Source organism: Vreelandella sp. F11, assembly GCF_042466685.1.
Classification (GTDB): domain Bacteria; phylum Pseudomonadota; class Gammaproteobacteria; order Pseudomonadales; family Halomonadaceae; genus Vreelandella.
Genome location: NZ_CP170448.1, coordinates 1,004,719 through 1,021,740, shown reverse-complemented (window position 1 = coordinate 1,021,740; position 17,022 = coordinate 1,004,719). Strand labels below are relative to the sequence as shown.

Sequence of the window (17,022 nt, the reverse complement as noted above, 5' to 3'; positions counted from 1 at the left end):
CGTCTCTTACCCAGAAGGTGTCATTAATATTGTTCAAACCAGTGGCCTGACAGCCGGTGTCAGAGGGCTATTCTTAAGAGCTGTTTCAAAAGCTAGTTCTAAGGACTGTTTCAAAAAGCTATGTCAAATGGTTATCCCAGCGGAGTTCCAGACTGGCGAGCAGTTCAGGCGTCGCCGTGTCAGGCGTTACTCGGTAGAGACCGCCCTGGCCGGAGGAGACCAGAAAGCCGCCGTTGCCGTCGCAGCGGGCACCGGCAGCATCGGGCAGCGCCAGGCTGGCGACAAGTTTTCCTTGGGCAGCATCCAGCAGCAGCACCCGATTGCCGCGAGGGGCGGTCACCAGAACGTTTGCCGAAACGCGGCTAAACGCGACGCTAGCAATGTAGTGGTGCAGGCTGGAGGTGACCGCATCAGGCAGCGCCAGTTCAGAGAAGTCTCCCTGGGCATCCAGGCGGCATATCAGCGGGTGGGTCTCCCACTCGGGGCCTTCAAACTGGTACCCGGCAATCACCGTGCCGTCCGCCGCTACATCCAGATGACGGCAACTGAGCTGGTGGTGCGAAGGCTCATGGCGAGCCACTATCTCGCCGCTGTGACGATCCATCAGCAGCAGCGCCGGGGCCATGGTGTCCAGATTGAGTTTTACCCGGCCATAGTCAGGGTGGGTCTGAATACCCCCTAAACCAATCACCAGGGTGTCGCCGTCCGGCATCAGCCGAAGCTCATGGGGCCCAATACCACTCAGCGGCATATCGTGCACATGGGTATAGCCATTGGCAGCGTCGTAAACACGCACTAGCCCGGCGCTGTCCTCCAAACGATTGGCGGTGACATACAGATAGCGTCCGTTCAGGTCGAAAACGCCATGCCCGTAGAAATGGTAGCCCTCCCCGGCCGCAATGGTGTGGGCTAATTGGCGGTTGTCCCCATCGATCACATGCATCCTTGTGCCAGGGCGGCGAGCAAACAATACCGCCTGACGGGAAGCTGGCCGCAGACAGCCACCATGGCAGCGCTCGGGTACTTCGATCATAAAGCGGGTTTGACCATCCAATGCCACCCCGGCGATGTAATGCCCTCCGCTGGGGTCATCCACCGCGCTAAACAGCCACGCGGCTTCCTCCCGAGCGGGTAGCGCCCAACTCAGCGGCGTCAGCGCCATAGCCACGCTGCCTAACCCCACTTTAAGTACCTGGCGTCGCTGCATGGTTCAATCCCCGTCGCTGGAATTGAAACCGCGCACCAACCCCAGTTCAGCGGCTATCTCGTTACCCAGCAGGTGGCGCAGCTGACTGATGTCGAGGTAGAGCGACTGCAGGCCGCGAAACGCCTCTGCGTCTTCAAGGGCTGGCACTAAGCCCGGCGGTTGTTCGCTGGCCTGGGCAAGCGTCTTATCCAACTGGTCACGAAACGCCTCGGCTAGCGGCATGGCATCAGCTTCGCGCAGCAAGGCGGTAAGCCCCGGCATGAATCCGGTACGCAGGCCCTCCAGGCTGCTCTCTACCAATCGAACCGTTTGTTCGCTACGCCATGCCTCCGCCAAGTAGCCGTTGGCGGGTGCGCCTTTAAGGCCCATGGGTTCACCGAGCCGTTTATCTTCGAGTATTTCAAGGGCCTGGATAGCGCTGGTTAGCGTGGTCTCCGTGTAGTCAGGCGTCTCAAGATAGTGCTCACCAAAGGCCTGCCAGTCGCGATGCAGGGCATTCGTGGTATCTGCGAGATGCGTCGTGATGGCCTGCATCAAGTTGCAGGCGGCAGGATCGCTAAGGGCCAGTTCGCCCATGGCATCGTCATAAAGCAGGTACTCCAGAGCGGGAAAGCCCTGGATCGCCACGCTATCATTGGCTATGTCCTGTGCATCGGGCGCGTCAGGGGCTTTCAACCAGCTATTAACCTTACGGCCCACCAGGTTTTTGCGATCTGGCCAGAACTGCAGTTGCCAGCCCCGGCTGTTCTGCTCGACGGGGCCAAACTGGATAAAGCGCACTGCCTGCCAGGCCTGATAGGCGCTCAGCCAGTCATTTTCCAACCGTTGCCTGAGCGATTCATCGGGGGATTGGCAAAAGCGTGTGGCGCTCGCCTCCAGCCGCTCGGAGGCGGCACTCAGCTCGGCATACTGCATTTCCACGGCGCCGTGCCAGATATCCCGCGGCGTGGGAGTGTCCGAAGCAAAAGAGAGCGGCGCGGCCAGTAGCGTACAGGCCAGCAACCCCAGGCGGCGAAAAGATGCGATCACATCAACTCCTTGGCAATCAAGCCTGCAACAATTCAACAACACTTATAGGGATTCAAGAAAACGAATGAGCTCAGCACGCTGATCCGCAGGCAAGTCACGATAGTCCTGGGTGGCCTCTTCTGCCTCACCGCCGTGCCAGAGAATCGCCTCTTCCAGGGTACGGGCGCGGCCGTCGTGCAGAAAGCCCGCCCGGGGGTTAACCGTTTGTGCCAAGCCGATACCCCACAGCGGCGGGGTGCGCCACTCGCGGCCATCGGCCTGGAACTCACTGCGATGATCCGCCAGAGCGTCGCCCATATCGTGCAGCAACAGGTCGCTATAAGGCCATATAATCTGATCAGCCAGCGCCGGTCGTTCGGCATCCGCGGCGGTGCGATGGCGCGGCGTATGGCAACTGGCGCAGCCCAGGGCATTGAAACGTTCGGCACCCTGCTGAACCGCCGGGTCTTCCAGGTTGCGGCGCATCGGCACTGCCAGGCTGGAGGCGTAGAAGGTCACAAAGTCGGCCACGTCATCACTGACTTCTGGCGTGCCGCCGTTGGGAAAATCATCGCAGCCCTGGCTCTCCATGCAGTCGGTTTGCGGCACGAGGTTGGAGGTGAGCCCCATATCCCCGGCGAAGGCGTGCAGCCCCTGCTGCTCAATGCTGGGCTCGCCGGCTTTCCAGCCAAAGCGTCCCATGACGGTGCTACCCGTGCGGAGATCCCAGACCCGATTGGCACGGCCGGAAATACCGTCGCCATCGGCATCGTCAGGGTCGGTAGCCGCCAGCAGGTCGGCTTCAGGAATCGCCTCCAGTAGCCCTAGGCCAATCATCGGCGGGGCCAGCCGCGGCGAGGTCTGCAGATCCTCGGGCAGCTCGCCGTAAGCAGGCTCGGCAATCGAGTAGAGCGGCTCCTGGAGGGTAACGCTGTGGCCATCGGCAAAAGCGACCTCCCGTGGGCGATACGCGATCACCAGCTTACCCTCAGGAGCGGCACCACTAATCGCCGCGGTTTGTAGCTGCAAACCGTAGTTAGGTACCGGAAGCGCGCCCCGCTGCTCCAAAACCTCGGGCTCCGCTTGCTGAGAAGGTAGCGACAGGCGCAAGAATAGCGCGATAGGGTTTTCATCACCGGTCGGTGGGTGCCCGCGACCGTCCTTCAAGTGGCACCCTTGGCAGCTATTGGTATTAAACAGCGGGCCCAGGCCATCCCGAGCCTCGGTGCTGGCGGGCGCCACCACCCAGGGGTTACGAAAGAAGCTGTTACCGACGCTGAAGTCCAGCCGTTTGGTCATCGACATATTACCCAGCGGCAGTGAATAGGCGTTGTGATCGAACTGCTCTACCGAGCCATTGCCGCCGCTCATGGGCGTCATTTGAATGGGATAATCTTGGGTAGGTGGCTCATTTTGTATAGCTGATTCGGCTGCCTGCAAGGGCGCGGCCAGTAAGAACAGTAAGAAACTGCTGTGGGCTAATGTGCTGGGCACCCACTTGGCTAGGACGATAAACCGGGGTAAGCGGTACATGGTGATACCTTGAGAAGAGTGATACTGAATACAAAGCCATTCAACAAAAACCAACAGAGCCGCTCGACAGTAACACCATCGGCGGCTCCGCATTGACGCTCGTCCTTTCTAGAACTGGTGACCGGCGTCATCAGGCTGCAGCGACGTCACGCCCAGTGAGCCCGCTGCCTGTTCGATGGAGCCGGTTTGCGCTACCAGGGTGAGAATCGCCTCATTGATCAGCTCGCTGCCCTGCTCATTGCCCGGCGCGATCATCATGTCAAAAGCCATCGGCGAGCTTTCCGCCTCAGCCGCCTGCTTGATCGCATCCAGGCGCGCCATCGTGGCGTCGAGCTGCTGCGCAAGGGTATCGGCCAGCTCGCTATCTTCCTGAGCCAATAGGTCTTGCAGCGAAGGCCCCTCGACCACGCTGCCATCTAGGCGCTGATAGCGGCCAGTGTAGATATTCTGAATACCCTGACCGTTGTAGTAGTGGGAGTTGTGGGTATTGTCGCTGAAGCAGTCGTGCTCATCCTCAAAAGAGTTGGCTTCCAGCGCCACCTTCATACGCTCCCCCGCTAACTCACCCAGGGAGAGCGAACCCATGCCGAACAGCATGCGGCGCAGGCCCTCCTGATCGCTTTCGGCGAGCAGTTCCTGGCGATAGTTGCCCTCGGTTTCCGGTGCCCACTGGGCCACCATCCACTCAAGGTCGTCAACCAATAGATCAGACACCGCGTCCAGGTAAGTCCGGCGGCGGTTACAGTGGCCATGGGTGCAGTCGTCGCCGGTTTGGTAATCGCTTACCGGGCGTTCGCCGCTGCCCGCCTCGAAGCCGTTTAGATCCTGCCCCCAGAGCAGAAACTCGATGGCATGGTAGCCGCTGGCGACGTTAGCCTCTGAGCCGCCAATTTCATTCAGGTCGGCGAGGAGTTCTGGGGTGATCTCGCTGACGTCCAGGCTCTCGCCGCCGACAGTGATGCGCTCGTTGGCAATGATATTGGCCGTGGCGCCTTCGTTGCCCAGCTCATGCTGGTAGTCATCGCCTTCGACGTAATCGATCATGCCCTCATCGAGGGGCCAGGCGTTTAGCTGCCCTTCCCAGTCGTCCACCACCGCATTACCGAAACGAAATACTTCGCTCTGCTGATAAGGCACCCGCGCCTGCAGCCAGGCTTGCTTGGCGGCGTTCAGGGTCTCGCTAGTGGGATTGGCCAGCAATTCGTCGATGCGCTCGTTCAGTGCCTGGGCGGCACTCAGTGCATCGGCGTAATTGGCATGAGCCAGATCGGCGTAGTGGTGAACCACGGTGTCGGCGTTAACGGTGTCGTCAGCAGCGGCAAAAGGCATCAGCGCGCTAAGCGCAACGATGCCAGCAAGGGGGCGACGGAGCATGATGGCGAGCATTAAAGTATCCTTTAGGCTGTGGCGTAACAGAAACTACTCACATAGAGTGCTAGGCAACCTAGGACGATTGGGTGCGCTAGCCATGCCTGAAATGTAATTCATTGACCTATGAGATTCAATCCTATTTAAACTCAGATTGAGAGCAGTACTGGGATTAATCGTCCTTTTTTTGCTTTATGTCACTTATTCTGTCCTGGGAACATCGCCATGCTGGATTACAAACTGCTTCACGCCTTGGCAACCGTAGTTGAGTGCGACGGCTTCGAGCGCGCGGGCGATGTACTGGGACTCTCTCAGTCGGCGGTCTCTCAACGCATCAAGGCGCTGGAAGTTCGTCTGGGCCAGCCGGTGCTGGTACGCCACCCTCATTTAGCCCCCACTCCAGCGGGCCAGCGTCTGTTAACCCATTACCAGCAGGTACAGCTATTAGAGCGTGACCTGCGGGGCTCACTGCCCACGCTGGATGATCAGGCGCCACGTTTGAGGATCGCTATCAATGCGGATAGCTTGGTCACCTGGTGGGCTGAGGCCGTGGCCGCTATTTGCCAGCAGGAGGGGCTACTGTTGGATTTAGTGATTGAAGATCAGGATGTGGGCCTCAAACGCTTACGCGATGGTGATGTTGCGGCCTGCCTGTGCGCTGCGCCACAGCCGATTGCCGGAGCACGCTGCGTAGCGTTGGGAGAAATGCACTACCACCCGCTTGCCTCGCCCGTCTATGTGGCGCAACACTTTCCTAACGGCCCCAGCGATGAGGCTTTTCAAAAGGCGCCCGCCATCGTCTTCGGCCCTCATGACCAGTTGCAGCACCAATTTCTTGCCCAGTGCGGCTACCATGGCCCCTTTCCTTACCATCTCTGCCCCTCTTCAGAAGGGTTTGTGCGCTTAGCATCAGCTGGGATCGGTTACGGCATGATGCCTCAGTTGCAGGTCGGCGAATTAATGGCCAGTGGTCAACTAGCCAGTGTTGCTCCCGGCCATTTTTTAGCTGTGCCTTTATACTGGCATTTTTGGCGCCATAGCGGCACGTTGATGCAACGACTTACTCAACATTTGAGTTATGTCATCCACAAAGCATGAGGGTTTTAAACGCTATTTTTTTCCAAAGCCAACTACACTCAAAGAGCTCATTTACGGCACAAGGAAATTTGAGCAGCTAGCGCTATGTCGACGCATTAGCGCCCCCGGCGGGCAAGGGAACCCAGGGAACAGCGTACGGGGTAATATAACGAAAAAAGCGATACCCTATGCATGCACAACGTCCTATAGCGGGTGTTTACACTGGCTTTTTGCTGCTGCTTGCGGTTTGTTTTATGCCGTTGGCCCAGGCAAGCACACCACTATCCGTATCGCCAAACCAGGCGATCTATTCACTTGCCCCTTATAACGAGTACTGGCAAGCAGACAAGCCATCTTTATCGATTAACGATTTACTCGCCCAACCGCGACCTTTTCAGCCAACCCAAGACGCTCAAGATTTAAATTTCGGTTATACCCGAGGCGACGTGTGGCTGCGAACTCAGGTGAACAACGATTCGCCCAAACCCCAGCGCAGAATAGTGGAGTTTGAGTACCCATTCTTGGATTACGTTACTCTTTACACACTCCGCCAGCAGGGCAGCGATGTGCAGCAAAGCGGCAGCGCGGTACCCGTTGAACAGCGCGCGCTCGCCCACCGCCAGGCAGTTTTTCCACTGGAGCTGGCCGCCTTTGAAACCGTCACTCTGTATACCCATGTGGCTGCATCAGGCAGCAAGATGCTGAGCTACAACTTATTAACGCCAGAGACATTTTATACCCAAAATGACCGGCATAATTTTTGGCTGGCGACCTACTTCGGCATGCTGCTGGCAATGGGGTTATATAACTTACTGCTGTTTTTTGGCTTTAAAGAGCGCGTATTTCTTCACTACTCGCTATTTGTCGCTGGCTTTGGCCTGGCTATTCTCGCGTTTAACGGCATTGGCACACTCATGTTCTGGAGTTTTTTAGGTGAAAACACATCACGCTTGGTGGCGCTTGGTTTCACGTTTGCTTCCGCTATGGCCACGCTGTTTGCGCAGAGTTTTCTTAATACTGAGATATATTGCCCTCGCTGGCATCAAGTCTTAAACACCTTTCGCAGCTACTGCTGGCTCGCCGTTATTGGCTCGCTGCTGCTGCCCATTCCCACAGCGCTTCACATCATGGATGTAACGGGTTTTATGGCGGCTTTACTGCTCCTGGCATGCGGCAGTTACTGCAGCTTGCGGCGCTTACCCAGCGCTCGGCTATTCGTATTCGCTTGGTCGCTATTTCTGCTGGGTGCAGGTGTCTTTGCACTGCGCAACCTGGGCATACTGCCGGCGAATTTTATTACTCTACACGGCATTCAAATTGGCTCAGCGTTAGAAATGTTACTGCTTTCATTTGCGCTGGCAGCGCGCTTTAACAAACTTAAACGGCAAAAAGAGCGTGCTCAAGCCGCTATGTTAGCTGCTCTTAAAAAGCAGGAAGCCGTGCTGGAACAAAAAGTCGCCGCTCGTACTAGAGCACTGGAGCATTTAGCCAACTGCGATATGCTGACCGGCTTATTAAATCGACACGGCCTGGCGCGCTGCGCTGCAGAGGCCCTGGAACGGAATCGTCAATATGACCAGCGGTTGGCATTACTAATGCTTGATCTTGATCGCTTTAAACCCATTAACGACTGCTACGGCCATGAGGCAGGTGATTTCGTACTACAACAGATAGCTAAACGCATCGCCCACTTGGCACGAACGGGCGACCACTGCGCACGCTTTGGCGGCGATGAGTTCATTATTATTATGGAGAACCTTGAACATCACGACACGCTTGAGAGTATACAGACGCGTGTCAACGAAGCTGTTTGTGCACCGATCAAACTCCCGTGCGGTGAGCGAGTTAGCGTTAGCGTAAGCATCGGGGTAAGCACTTGCCAGGGAGCAGAGGACGCCACTCTTGAGAGTTTACTGCGAGAAGCTGATAGCCATATGTACGCAGTCAAATCACGCCAAGCTGTAGAGTTCTATCGCTACGGCTCGGCGAGTTAGATGCCCACCGGTCGTGCGGTCATTAATCAAACAGGCTCATACGCTTCATAACGTTATCGCGCTTGATTTTCCAATGGAACATAGCTCCGGCAACGTGTAGCACCACCAAGCCTAAAATGGCCCACCCCAGACGTTCATGCCACATAAAGAGTTGTTCAGACAGTTGCTCGCGCTCGCCAATCAAGCCTGGTAAATGCCAGTGGAAAAACTCCACTGGAAAACCGCCGCTGGCAGTCGCAGCCCACCCCAGTAAGGGCATAACAATCAGTGCTATGTACAGCAAATGATGGACGCTGGTACTCACCAGCCGCTCGAAGGCATTTAGGGGCGGCTCGTGGTCAGGTACCACAAAGGCCAGCCGGGTAATAATACGTAGCGTCATTAGCAGCAGTATCAACACCCCCAGCGTTTTATGGCTGGTATACAGCAGGTTTGTAAGCATATTGCCGACTAAAGCAACAGTGCGCTCATAGCCCAAAAAGCCTAACGTTAAACCGCTGGCCAAGGAGAGTAACACCGCCCCCGCCACCAGCCAGTGCAACACCCGATGCGGGTAGATATAGTGATCCAGTTCGTGCATGTAGTGCTCCTAAAAGCCTTTATTCGCTCTTCATTCTAGTCAGTAACGCTCCCTGGCGCTGATTAAAGCACTACACGGTCATCAACGCTAAGCAATCCTTGTTTATAGCGCTTGCTCATGCACTGCCAGTTGTTCGCGTATTAACTCGGCCAATCGGCGGCCAGGTTCAGATGGGCGGTGAGGCGCCCGGTGAAGCGCCAATTCAATCATCGGCAGCGTCGGCAGCCCACTACTCTCATCCAGTGGCCTCAGCGCCGAGGTCAACATGCTACGCGTCACCACTACGATGGCCAGTCCAGCGGTCACTATAGGCGCCAATCCCGCCATGGATTGGCTGGTGTAGGCTACGCGCCAACTGCGGCCTGCCGACTGCAGCGCCTGCTCGGCCACCTCACGGAATACGTCAGCCCCCGGTGAGTAGAGCGCCAAAGGTAATGGGTCGCTTAGCAGCGGTTGTTGGTTCATACCGACCGCCCACAATAGCGGCTCCCGTCGAATGACATCGCCGCCCGGCGAGTTTCGTTGTCGAGTCACCAGAGCAAGATCCAGTTCTTTAGCCTTCACTTGCTCAACGAGATGCGCGCTGGTGCCGCAGATCACCTTTAACCCCACGGCGGGATAAAGCTGATGAAAGTAGGCAAACACCGAGGGGAGCAGCGAGGCGTAATCTTCAGGGATGCCGAGGGTAAGATCCCCGGTGACCTGACGCGCCTGCATATCGCTCCACGCATCATCATTAAGCGCTAATAGCCGTCGGGCATGGCTGAGTAATCGCTCACCTTCTGAAGTAAAGCGTATTCGCCGCCCTTCCCGCTCGTGCAGCGTAAGCGAGAGCTGCGCTTCTAGCCGCTGCAGTTGCATACTCACAGTGGACTGGGTATACGCCAACCGTTTAGCGGCTGCGGTGACGCTGCCGGTGTCCGCAATCGCCACCAGAGTTCGTAGTAGGGTTAGGTCTAACGTGGGTGCACGCATATATCACCAAGCTTGATGAAAACGATCATAAAAGATCGATATTGTGATGCTTTGATGATGAGTATGCTGCTCAGCACATTCACTAATCAAGGAGAACGCTGATGCATCCCGTTCACTCCCCCGCGTTATTTCCACGTTGGTACAGTGTTGGTGCGGCGCTGGTGGCCGTGATGCTTTGGAGTGCGGCGCCGCTGCTGGCTGAGTTTGCCAAAGCGACACCGCCCTTGCAGCTAACCGCCGTTACCCTGCTAGCGGGGTCATTAGCAACGCTACCGCTAAGCCGCCGGGTTAACGTAGCCGCCTGCGGCGCGGGCTGGCAGTTGAGTGTTTGGGTGGGTATCCCGCTGCTTATCTTTGGCGCCGTCAGCACCTACTTTATTGGCATGCGTTTAGCGCCCGCCGCCGAAGCGGCACTGATTACCTACACGTGGCCGGTGCTGTTTGTGCTCCTCAGCCAATGGAGCCGTTTTGGCCGCCTGCAAATTGCAGGGGTTGTCGGCGCACTGATTGCGTTTTCAGGCGCGGCACTGCTACTGGTGCCTCAAGCCATCAATGGAGGCCTGGGCGGCGCCACCACAGGCTACGCGCTAGCCCTGTTGGCCGCCTGCTGCTGGGCGATCTATTCATGGTTAAGCCAGGCGGCGCCAGTGGCCTTAACGCCACTACTACCGCGACTACTGCTTATCGCCTGCGCTATCGCCGTGGCCGCCAGTTTAATACTGGAGGGCAGTCTTGCCTTTCCCAGCGGCGAAGCGTTACTCGCGGGCATTGCACTGGGGTTAGGGCCTTACGGGATGGCCATGGTGGCCTGGGATAAAGCGTTGCGCTGGGGGCACGCAAGCCTGGTGGGAAGCTTGGCGTATGGCGTGCCGATCCTGGCCGCCCTGCTACTAGTGCTGGCAGGTATGAGCGTGCTGGACTGGCGTTTACCCGCCGCGGCAGTGCTGGTAGTGGTAGGCTGCCTAAAAGCTGGCCGTTAACCTTCTCACGCCTAACTATTTACGCCTCACGCCTTACCATTTACTCCGCACAATTCACTCCTCACCATCGACCAATAAACCAACGCCCCTATCACGATAAGCGACAAGGGCGTTGGCCATTATCGGTTAACGCTAACCATTAAAGCTCTGGGGGAATTTCCGTGGGCTCCATTTCAAGGCTTAGTTCAAACAAGCCGCTACCGGTAGCGCTAAAACCCCGTGCGCTTACCGTGTACGTGCCGGGTAGCAACGGCTCTTGAAGCCGTGAGTCAGTACCGCCCGCGCCGTCGTCATCGCTGGCGGCAAAGCCCTGACCACTAATCTCGATAAAGGTATCAAAATCGGCAGAGCGCATCTCCAACGTCACTAACGAGCTCTCTTCTACCTCCAACTGATACGTCAGTGGTGCACCGCTGTACCAACCGTTTAGCGCCTCACCAGGGGTAAGCGTGCCTTCATTACGCAGGTCAACATCGGGCATATCACGCGGTTCCATGGAGAGCGTAAACATGCCGCTGCTCTCGCCGTAGGCAGTCCGCGCCGTTAATTGATACTCTCCGGGAGCCAGGAAATCAGCGATGCTGGCATCCAGATTACCGGCACTGTCATCATCTTCGCGGTAGTAACCGTTAGGCCCTTCAAGTACCAGGTAGGAATCGATGTCACTGGAGCGCATCTCAATCTGGTACATGCCTGCTTCTTCCACCTCTACTTGGTAGCTAAGCGCCTGACCGCTAAACCAGCCGTTGAGGGAGTCATCGGGAGTAAGCGCGCCATCATTACGCAGTTCACCGTCCCCCGGTAACTCGTGAGGCTCTACTGAGAGCGTATAAACGCCATTGCCATCGCCATAGGCACTGCGGGGCGTCAGGGTATATTCACCGGGCTCCAGAAAATCGGCAATGCGCGCGTCTAAATTACCGGCACTGTCGTCGTCTTCGCGGGCGTAGCCATTCGGCCCTTTAATCTCCAAGTAAGCGTCGAAGTCGTCAGAACGCATTTCCAGTTGGTAAAGACCCGCTTCTTCTATGTTCAGGGTGATTTCACGGGCATCCCCTTGTAGCCAACTATCGATTGGCTCCCCCACCGCCACAGAGTCGGCATCCGTCAGTTCAACGGTTCGGCTGTCAACGGTAAACGGACCATAGCTATGCGCATCGGCGCCGCTAACCACCACGACATAGTCGCCGCTCTCTTCGATACGATGGCGCACGACAGGGGCATTATCGAGCAGTTGTAGCTGATCATCATAAAGCGCCACTAAGCCTTGCAAGGCCCCGTTGAGAGAAATCTCAACAATCTCACCCTCTTCCAGTGCGATTGCATAGCGCATGAAGCGGCTGCCATCGTTACCGTTTAGCTCGCTGGCCGAGGTTATTTCACCACGCAGGCGCTCATCAAGCGTGAGCTTTTCAAGGCCAACAATTGCCTCGGCAACCGGCGATTGATCTGTTGTCTCAGCAGTTTCGACAGGCGCTTCATCGACAGTTTGCCCCGGCAAAGGAATAATTTGCGCGGCGAGAAAACCAACGGCTGCGCCACCGATTGCCACTAATACAAACGTAAACGAAGAAGATCTAGCCATGGGGGGTTCCTTAGTGAGTCAGAATGACAATCATTAATTAGATAAGCATCGGGGATTATAAGATGCTTACTCAATTAAAGTGAGTGTTTCATGAAAATCGCTGCATTGCACAAAGTGCTTTCGCTATTCATTTCATGCTTGGGCTGATAAGTCACTGAAACCCAAGGCGACATAATAGCGATTAAAAAATCTTGAAATTGAACCTATTTGCTTCGATCTTCTCAAAGCTTGCTGACTCGATGTGACAAGGGTAGTATCAACGAGCCTATCAGGCACCTCATCAATAGTGCGGGATTCGTAACACGCAAAACCGAGGTACTCCTATGGGAGCCCAAAAACGACTGATCCGAACGATTTGTTTGGCAGCGGTAATAGCAAGCAGTGCTGCCAATAGTGCTTTTGCACACGAGACAGAAACACAGGAAGGCGTCGCTTCCTTTTATAGTGACCGCTTTCAAGGAGCGCCCACTGCCAGTGGAGAGCCCTTTGACCAGCAGGCGCTGACCGCCGCCCACCCGAGCTTGCCATTTGGCACCAAGGTGTTGGTGACACGCCCAGACACTGGGCAAGAGGTGGAAGTACTGATCAATGACCGCGGCCCTTTCATTCAAGGGCGCATTATTGATTTATCTAAACGCGCGGCAGCCAAGCTTGGCATGATTCGCCGCGGTACAGCTCCAGTGATGGTAACGCTGTTGGATTAACGGATAACACATCCTTCATTATTGTGTGATACCCCTTAGCCTAATCAATGCGACAGCACACGAAGCATCGTTATCTGAAAGCAGTCAACAGACAGGGCGACCAGCAATGGTCGCCCTGTTTCTTTTTCTTACCTAGATCCCGGTACATTAACGAACTTGCAAGCAGGCTAATGGTCTCTATGCTACAAGGACTTTGACACACGTTAAGTATTCGCAGGAGGCATTTATGCAGTCACAATTTTATACGCTCACCGATTATCCCACCGGCCTGCCCGACAGGGCACTCTTTAAGCTGGAAACACAAACCCTGCCCGACCTTGCCGAGGGCGAAGTGCGCATTCGCAATCACTGGCTTTCCGTCGACCCTTATATGCGCGGACGCATGAGCGGAATTCGCACTTATGTGGAGCCGTTTGAACTCGGCAAGCCCATGGAAGGCGGCGCCATTGGCGAGGTGATCGAAACCAATGACTCAAGCCTAAAAGTGGGCGACAAAGTCAGCCATATGGGCGGCTGGCGGGATGTCGCTCAACTGCCTGCCAAGGGTGTTACGAAGCTACCCGATATGGACGTTCCTGAACAGGCCTATCTAGGCGTACTGGGCATGCCGGGCATGACTGCCTGGACGGGCCTCAACCTGATTGCCGAATGTAAGCCGGGCGATAACGTTCTGGTCAGCGCCGCCAGCGGTGCCGTAGGCTCTATGGCAGTACAGTTGGCCAAAGCCAAGGGCTGCCATGTGGTCGGCATTGCGGGGGCGGCTCATAAGCTAGCCTGGCTTGAGTCAATGGGTGTTGAACCCGTTAGCTATCGTGACCGCACTGCAGAGGAGTTAAGCGATGCCGTTAAGCTCGCCAGCCCCAACGGCATCGATGTCTATTACGAAAACGTCGGCGGCATCTGCCTAGAAGCGGCATTGAGCCAGCTCAATGAAGGCGCGCGGATTGCCGTTTGCGGCATGATCGACAGCTATAATGCAAAAGAGCCCACTCCCGGCCCGAGCAATCTCTCTCAGTTGGTCGTGCGCAAAGCCAAAATGCAGGGCTTTATCGTGGCTGACCATTGGTCTAGCTACCCCTATTTCCTAAACGAAGTAGCCCCTCAAGTAGCAGAAGGCAAGCTGGTTTATAAAGAGACAGTGAAAGAGGGCCTGGAGAGCACACCCGACGCCTTCCTGGCCCTGTTTGATGGCGGCAACACCGGTAAAATGCTGGTAAAACTGTAGCCTTCTGCCCACCTCTACACCATCCTCATTGAACCCTGGCCGCAGCACGTATTTCGATGCGGCCAGCGCTGCCACTAAGAAAAAATTGTCAAAACGTTAGACCAATAGCGAATTGATAATTAAAATCATCTTTCAGAGATATGTGTTTTAACCCATCGGCGCTGTCGATGGGTTAAAGCGCGTTGTCGGTAGGTTGTTACAAGGGGACACCTCATGGAAGAAAACACGCGCGATCACGGGAAAGGGCCAGCGATTGTCGTTGGTCTGCTACTACTTATTATCGGCTTAGTGCTTGCGTTTGGCGGTAGCAAGCTCGTCAGCATAGGCGGCAGCGCCTACTACTTAATCGCCGGGCTTGGCATGATTGCTTGCGGCGTTTTATTTATCCTGCGTCGCGGCGCCGCTCTATGGCTCTACGCGCTGATCCTTTTTGCCACCTTGGGGTGGGCGTTGTGGGAGGTTGGTCTCGACTGGTGGCAGTTAGTGCCTCGCGTCGCCATCCTTTGTTTAATCGGCATTCTGCTGCTCCTGCCCTGGTGGCGTAAGCCGCTAGGCTCGAAAGGTGGCAGTCTGGCACTTGTTGGCAGCATTGCTGCCGCGGTTATCGTGGCCATTGCCAGTCAGTTTAACGACCCCAGTGCTATCGAAGGGTCGCTGGCGAATAGCAACACATCAGCCGATAGCGCCAACCCTGCCCAAGTGGCGGGCGATGACTGGCCCGCCTATGGCGGCACCAATGCGGGCACCCACTACTCTTCACTGGATCAAATTACCCCGGACAACATCGCCGAGCTTGAAGAGGTATGGCGGATTCAAACCGGTGACAAAGCGGGCCCCAACGCGCCTCCGGAGATCACCAATCAGAATACCCCGCTAAAAGTGAACGACAGTCTGTACATCTGTACATCCCACAGCCGGGCAATGGCGCTGTCTCCTGAAACGGGCGAAACCCTGTGGGCGTTTGACCCCGAGATCAGCACCATGGGTGCCGATGACTTCTCCGGCTGGGCGCATATGACCTGCCGTGGCCTCGCCTACTACGATGCAGCCAGCTACTCAGCTCCTGAAAGCACGCCTAGCGACGCAGCGGAGAACAGCGACGCTTCGCCGAGCAGTGCAACAGCACTCTCTTTCGATATCTTCGATGACAGCGATATTTTCAGCCTGGATCTCTCCTTCTTGTCACTGCTGTTTGGTGTTGAAGAAGAAAACGGCAACACGCAGCCATTGATGGTCAGTGAGACTGATGTTATGTGCCCACGCAGGCTCTACCTGCCGACGGCGGATGCACGCTTGATTGCGCTGAATGCTGACACGGGCGAGCGGTGTGCTAGCTTTGGCGATAACGGTGAGATTGATCTCACCAACAATATTGGTGATTTCTCACCAGGTGGCTACTACTCCACCTCACCGCCTACGGTCACTGAGAACCTGGTCATTCTGGGCGGCCACGTCACCGATAACAGCTCCACTGACGAACCTTCCGGGGTTATCCGTGCCTTTGATGTGCATACCGGCGAGCTGGTGTGGAATTGGGATAGCGGCAACCCCGACAACACCGAGCCACTGCCCGAAGATGAGACCTACACGCGCAACTCCCCCAATGTATGGGCACCGATCAGCGTTGATGAAGAACTGGGCCTGGTTTACCTGCCCATGGGTAACGCCACGCCTGACCAGTATGGCGCTGACCGCACCGAGAACGATGAAACTTACAGCGCGGGCCTGGTGGCACTTAACGTCGATAACGGCCAGGTGGCGTGGGTTTATCAGTTTGTGCACCACGACCTATGGGATATGGATACACCGGCACAACCGGTGCTCATTGATCTGGCAACTAATGCAGGCACCCAGCCAGCGGTTATTCAGCCGACCAAGCAAGGCAGCCTATATGTATTGAACCGCGAAACCGGTGAGCCGATTGTGCCCATCGAAGAGGTGCCTGCACCTCAAGGCGCCGTGGAAGGTGACTGGACCGCCGAGACGCAGCCACGCTCTGCGCTTAACCTGCTGCCACCGCCGCTCACCGAGCGCGATATGTGGGGCGCATCGCCGTTTGATCAAATGATGTGCCGCATTCAGTTCAACTCTTTGCGCTACGAAGGCCAGTACACGCCACCTTCACTACAAGGCAGTATCGTTTATCCAGGTAACGTGGGTGTGATGAACTGGGGTGGCGTCGCAGTTGACCCCGAACGCCAAGCGCTCTTCACTGGGGCTAAATATCTGGCGTTCGTTTCCACCCTGGTACCCCGCGAAGAAGTGGAAGAGGGTCAAGGCTCTGCCAGTGAGCAAGGCCTACAAGTTAATGAAGGCGCACCCTATGCCGTTGAACTCGGCCCGCTGCTTTCAGTACTCGGCCTACCCTGCCAGGCGCCCTCCTGGGGCGACGTAGCCGGTATCGACCTGCAAAGTGCCGAGGTGGTATGGAAGCACCGCAATGGCACCACACGAGACAGCATGCCATTTGACCTACCGATTGGCTTGAACGTCGGCGTTCCGGCGCTAGGCGGCCCGCTGACCACCGCTGGCGGGGTGTCTTTCTTGAGCGGCACGCTGGATCAGTACCTGCGCGGATACGACATCACCACCGGCGAGGAGTTGTATAAAGCGCGCCTGCCAGCAGGTGGCCAAGCCACACCGATGACGTACACCGGTCAGGATGGCCGCCAGTATGTCGTTGTCACGGCGGGTGGTCACGGCACCTTTGGCACCAAGATGGGCGATTATGTAATTGGCTACGCGCTACCGGAGTAACCGGTTAGCTTAGCCTCATCACCAACGAG

13 protein-coding genes are annotated in these 17,022 nt (G+C 56.4%); 6 read left to right on the top strand and 7 right to left on the bottom strand.

Annotated features, from left to right (window positions below; all coding sequences use genetic code 11):
* Positions 1-118: 118 nt before the first annotated feature.
* From ACFIOZ_RS04670 to ACFIOZ_RS04655, 4 genes are all read right to left on the bottom strand, one after another.
* On the bottom strand, positions 119-1,207 hold the full coding sequence (locus tag ACFIOZ_RS04670) for a DUF1513 domain-containing protein (protein ID WP_386082531.1): 1,089 nt from the start codon (positions 1,205-1,207) through the stop codon (positions 119-121).
* 3 nt (positions 1,208-1,210) lie between these two features.
* On the bottom strand, positions 1,211-2,236 hold the full coding sequence (locus ACFIOZ_RS04665; protein ID WP_386082530.1) for an imelysin family protein: 1,026 nt from the start codon (positions 2,234-2,236) through the stop codon (positions 1,211-1,213).
* Between the two features lie 42 nt (positions 2,237-2,278).
* On the bottom strand, positions 2,279-3,748 hold the full coding sequence (locus tag ACFIOZ_RS04660; protein ID WP_386082529.1) for a di-heme oxidoredictase family protein: 1,470 nt from the start codon (positions 3,746-3,748) through the stop codon (positions 2,279-2,281).
* Positions 3,749-3,856: 108 nt separating this feature from the next.
* On the bottom strand, positions 3,857-5,134 hold the full coding sequence (locus ACFIOZ_RS04655; RefSeq protein WP_386082528.1) for an imelysin family protein: 1,278 nt from the start codon (positions 5,132-5,134) through the stop codon (positions 3,857-3,859).
* Between the two features lie 207 nt (positions 5,135-5,341).
* On the opposite strand from ACFIOZ_RS04655, the gene ACFIOZ_RS04650 reads away from it, so the two are divergent.
* Positions 5,342-6,214: a LysR family transcriptional regulator ArgP gene (locus ACFIOZ_RS04650; RefSeq protein ID WP_386082527.1), complete on the top strand. Its 873-nt coding sequence runs from the start codon at positions 5,342-5,344 to the stop codon at positions 6,212-6,214.
* Positions 6,215-6,381: 167 nt separating this feature from the next.
* Positions 6,382-8,187: a sensor domain-containing diguanylate cyclase gene (locus ACFIOZ_RS04645; protein ID WP_386082526.1), complete on the top strand. Its 1,806-nt coding sequence runs from the start codon at positions 6,382-6,384 to the stop codon at positions 8,185-8,187.
* 22 nt (positions 8,188-8,209) lie between these two features.
* Here ACFIOZ_RS04645 and ACFIOZ_RS04640 read toward each other — a convergent pair whose 3' ends face one another.
* Positions 8,210-8,767, bottom strand: coding sequence for a cytochrome b (locus ACFIOZ_RS04640; RefSeq protein ID WP_226248024.1), 558 nt, complete (start codon positions 8,765-8,767; stop codon positions 8,210-8,212).
* Between the two features lie 102 nt (positions 8,768-8,869).
* Entirely contained in the window at positions 8,870-9,742 is an 873-nt protein-coding gene (locus ACFIOZ_RS04635; protein WP_386082525.1) for a LysR substrate-binding domain-containing protein, read from the bottom strand.
* Between the two features lie 101 nt (positions 9,743-9,843).
* Between ACFIOZ_RS04635 and ACFIOZ_RS04630 the strand changes: the two genes are divergently transcribed.
* Entirely contained in the window at positions 9,844-10,722 is an 879-nt protein-coding gene (locus ACFIOZ_RS04630; protein WP_386082524.1) for a DMT family transporter, read from the top strand.
* 139 nt (positions 10,723-10,861) lie between these two features.
* Here the strand turns inward: ACFIOZ_RS04630 and ACFIOZ_RS04625 are convergent, their stop codons facing one another.
* Positions 10,862-12,307 (bottom strand): hypothetical protein, encoded by a 1,446-nt coding sequence (locus ACFIOZ_RS04625; RefSeq protein ID WP_386082523.1) that lies wholly within the window; start codon positions 12,305-12,307, stop codon positions 10,862-10,864.
* A gap of 323 nt (positions 12,308-12,630) precedes the next feature.
* Here ACFIOZ_RS04625 and ACFIOZ_RS04620 point away from each other — a divergent pair, with 323 nt between their 5' ends.
* The 3 genes from ACFIOZ_RS04620 (at position 12,631) to ACFIOZ_RS04610 (ending at position 16,993) form a co-directional block, all read left to right on the top strand.
* Positions 12,631-13,011, top strand: a complete 381-nt coding sequence (locus ACFIOZ_RS04620; protein ID WP_133732982.1) for a septal ring lytic transglycosylase RlpA family protein — start codon at positions 12,631-12,633, stop codon at positions 13,009-13,011.
* A 226-nt stretch (positions 13,012-13,237) separates the two neighbouring features.
* A complete protein-coding gene (locus tag ACFIOZ_RS04615; RefSeq protein ID WP_386082522.1) occupies positions 13,238-14,236 on the top strand; it encodes an NADP-dependent oxidoreductase in 999 nt (332 codons plus the stop codon).
* Positions 14,237-14,449: 213 nt separating this feature from the next.
* Complete coding sequence (locus ACFIOZ_RS04610; RefSeq protein WP_386082521.1) at positions 14,450-16,993, top strand: glucose/quinate/shikimate family membrane-bound PQQ-dependent dehydrogenase; 2,544 nt, start codon at positions 14,450-14,452, stop codon at positions 16,991-16,993.
* The last annotated feature ends 29 nt before the right edge of the window (positions 16,994-17,022 follow it).

Coding starts and splice junctions, on each gene's coding strand:
- ACFIOZ_RS04670 (WP_386082531.1), bottom strand. CDS start 1,207: ATGCAGCGACGCCAGGTACTTAAAGTGGGGTTAGGCAGCGTGGCTATG.
- ACFIOZ_RS04660 (WP_386082529.1), bottom strand. CDS start 3,748: ATGTACCGCTTACCCCGGTTTATCGTCCTAGCCAAGTGGGTGCCCAGC.
- ACFIOZ_RS04655 (WP_386082528.1), bottom strand. CDS start 5,134: ATGCTCGCCATCATGCTCCGTCGCCCCCTTGCTGGCATCGTTGCGCTT.
- ACFIOZ_RS04650 (WP_386082527.1), top strand. CDS start 5,342: ATGCTGGATTACAAACTGCTTCACGCCTTGGCAACCGTAGTTGAGTGC.
- ACFIOZ_RS04645 (WP_386082526.1), top strand. CDS start 6,382: ATGCATGCACAACGTCCTATAGCGGGTGTTTACACTGGCTTTTTGCTG.
- ACFIOZ_RS04640 (WP_226248024.1), bottom strand. CDS start 8,767: ATGCACGAACTGGATCACTATATCTACCCGCATCGGGTGTTGCACTGG.
- ACFIOZ_RS04635 (WP_386082525.1), bottom strand. CDS start 9,742: ATGCGTGCACCCACGTTAGACCTAACCCTACTACGAACTCTGGTGGCG.
- ACFIOZ_RS04630 (WP_386082524.1), top strand. CDS start 9,844: ATGCATCCCGTTCACTCCCCCGCGTTATTTCCACGTTGGTACAGTGTT.
- ACFIOZ_RS04625 (WP_386082523.1), bottom strand. CDS start 12,307: ATGGCTAGATCTTCTTCGTTTACGTTTGTATTAGTGGCAATCGGTGGC.
- ACFIOZ_RS04620 (WP_133732982.1), top strand. CDS start 12,631: ATGGGAGCCCAAAAACGACTGATCCGAACGATTTGTTTGGCAGCGGTA.
- ACFIOZ_RS04615 (WP_386082522.1), top strand. CDS start 13,238: ATGCAGTCACAATTTTATACGCTCACCGATTATCCCACCGGCCTGCCC.
- ACFIOZ_RS04610 (WP_386082521.1), top strand. CDS start 14,450: ATGGAAGAAAACACGCGCGATCACGGGAAAGGGCCAGCGATTGTCGTT.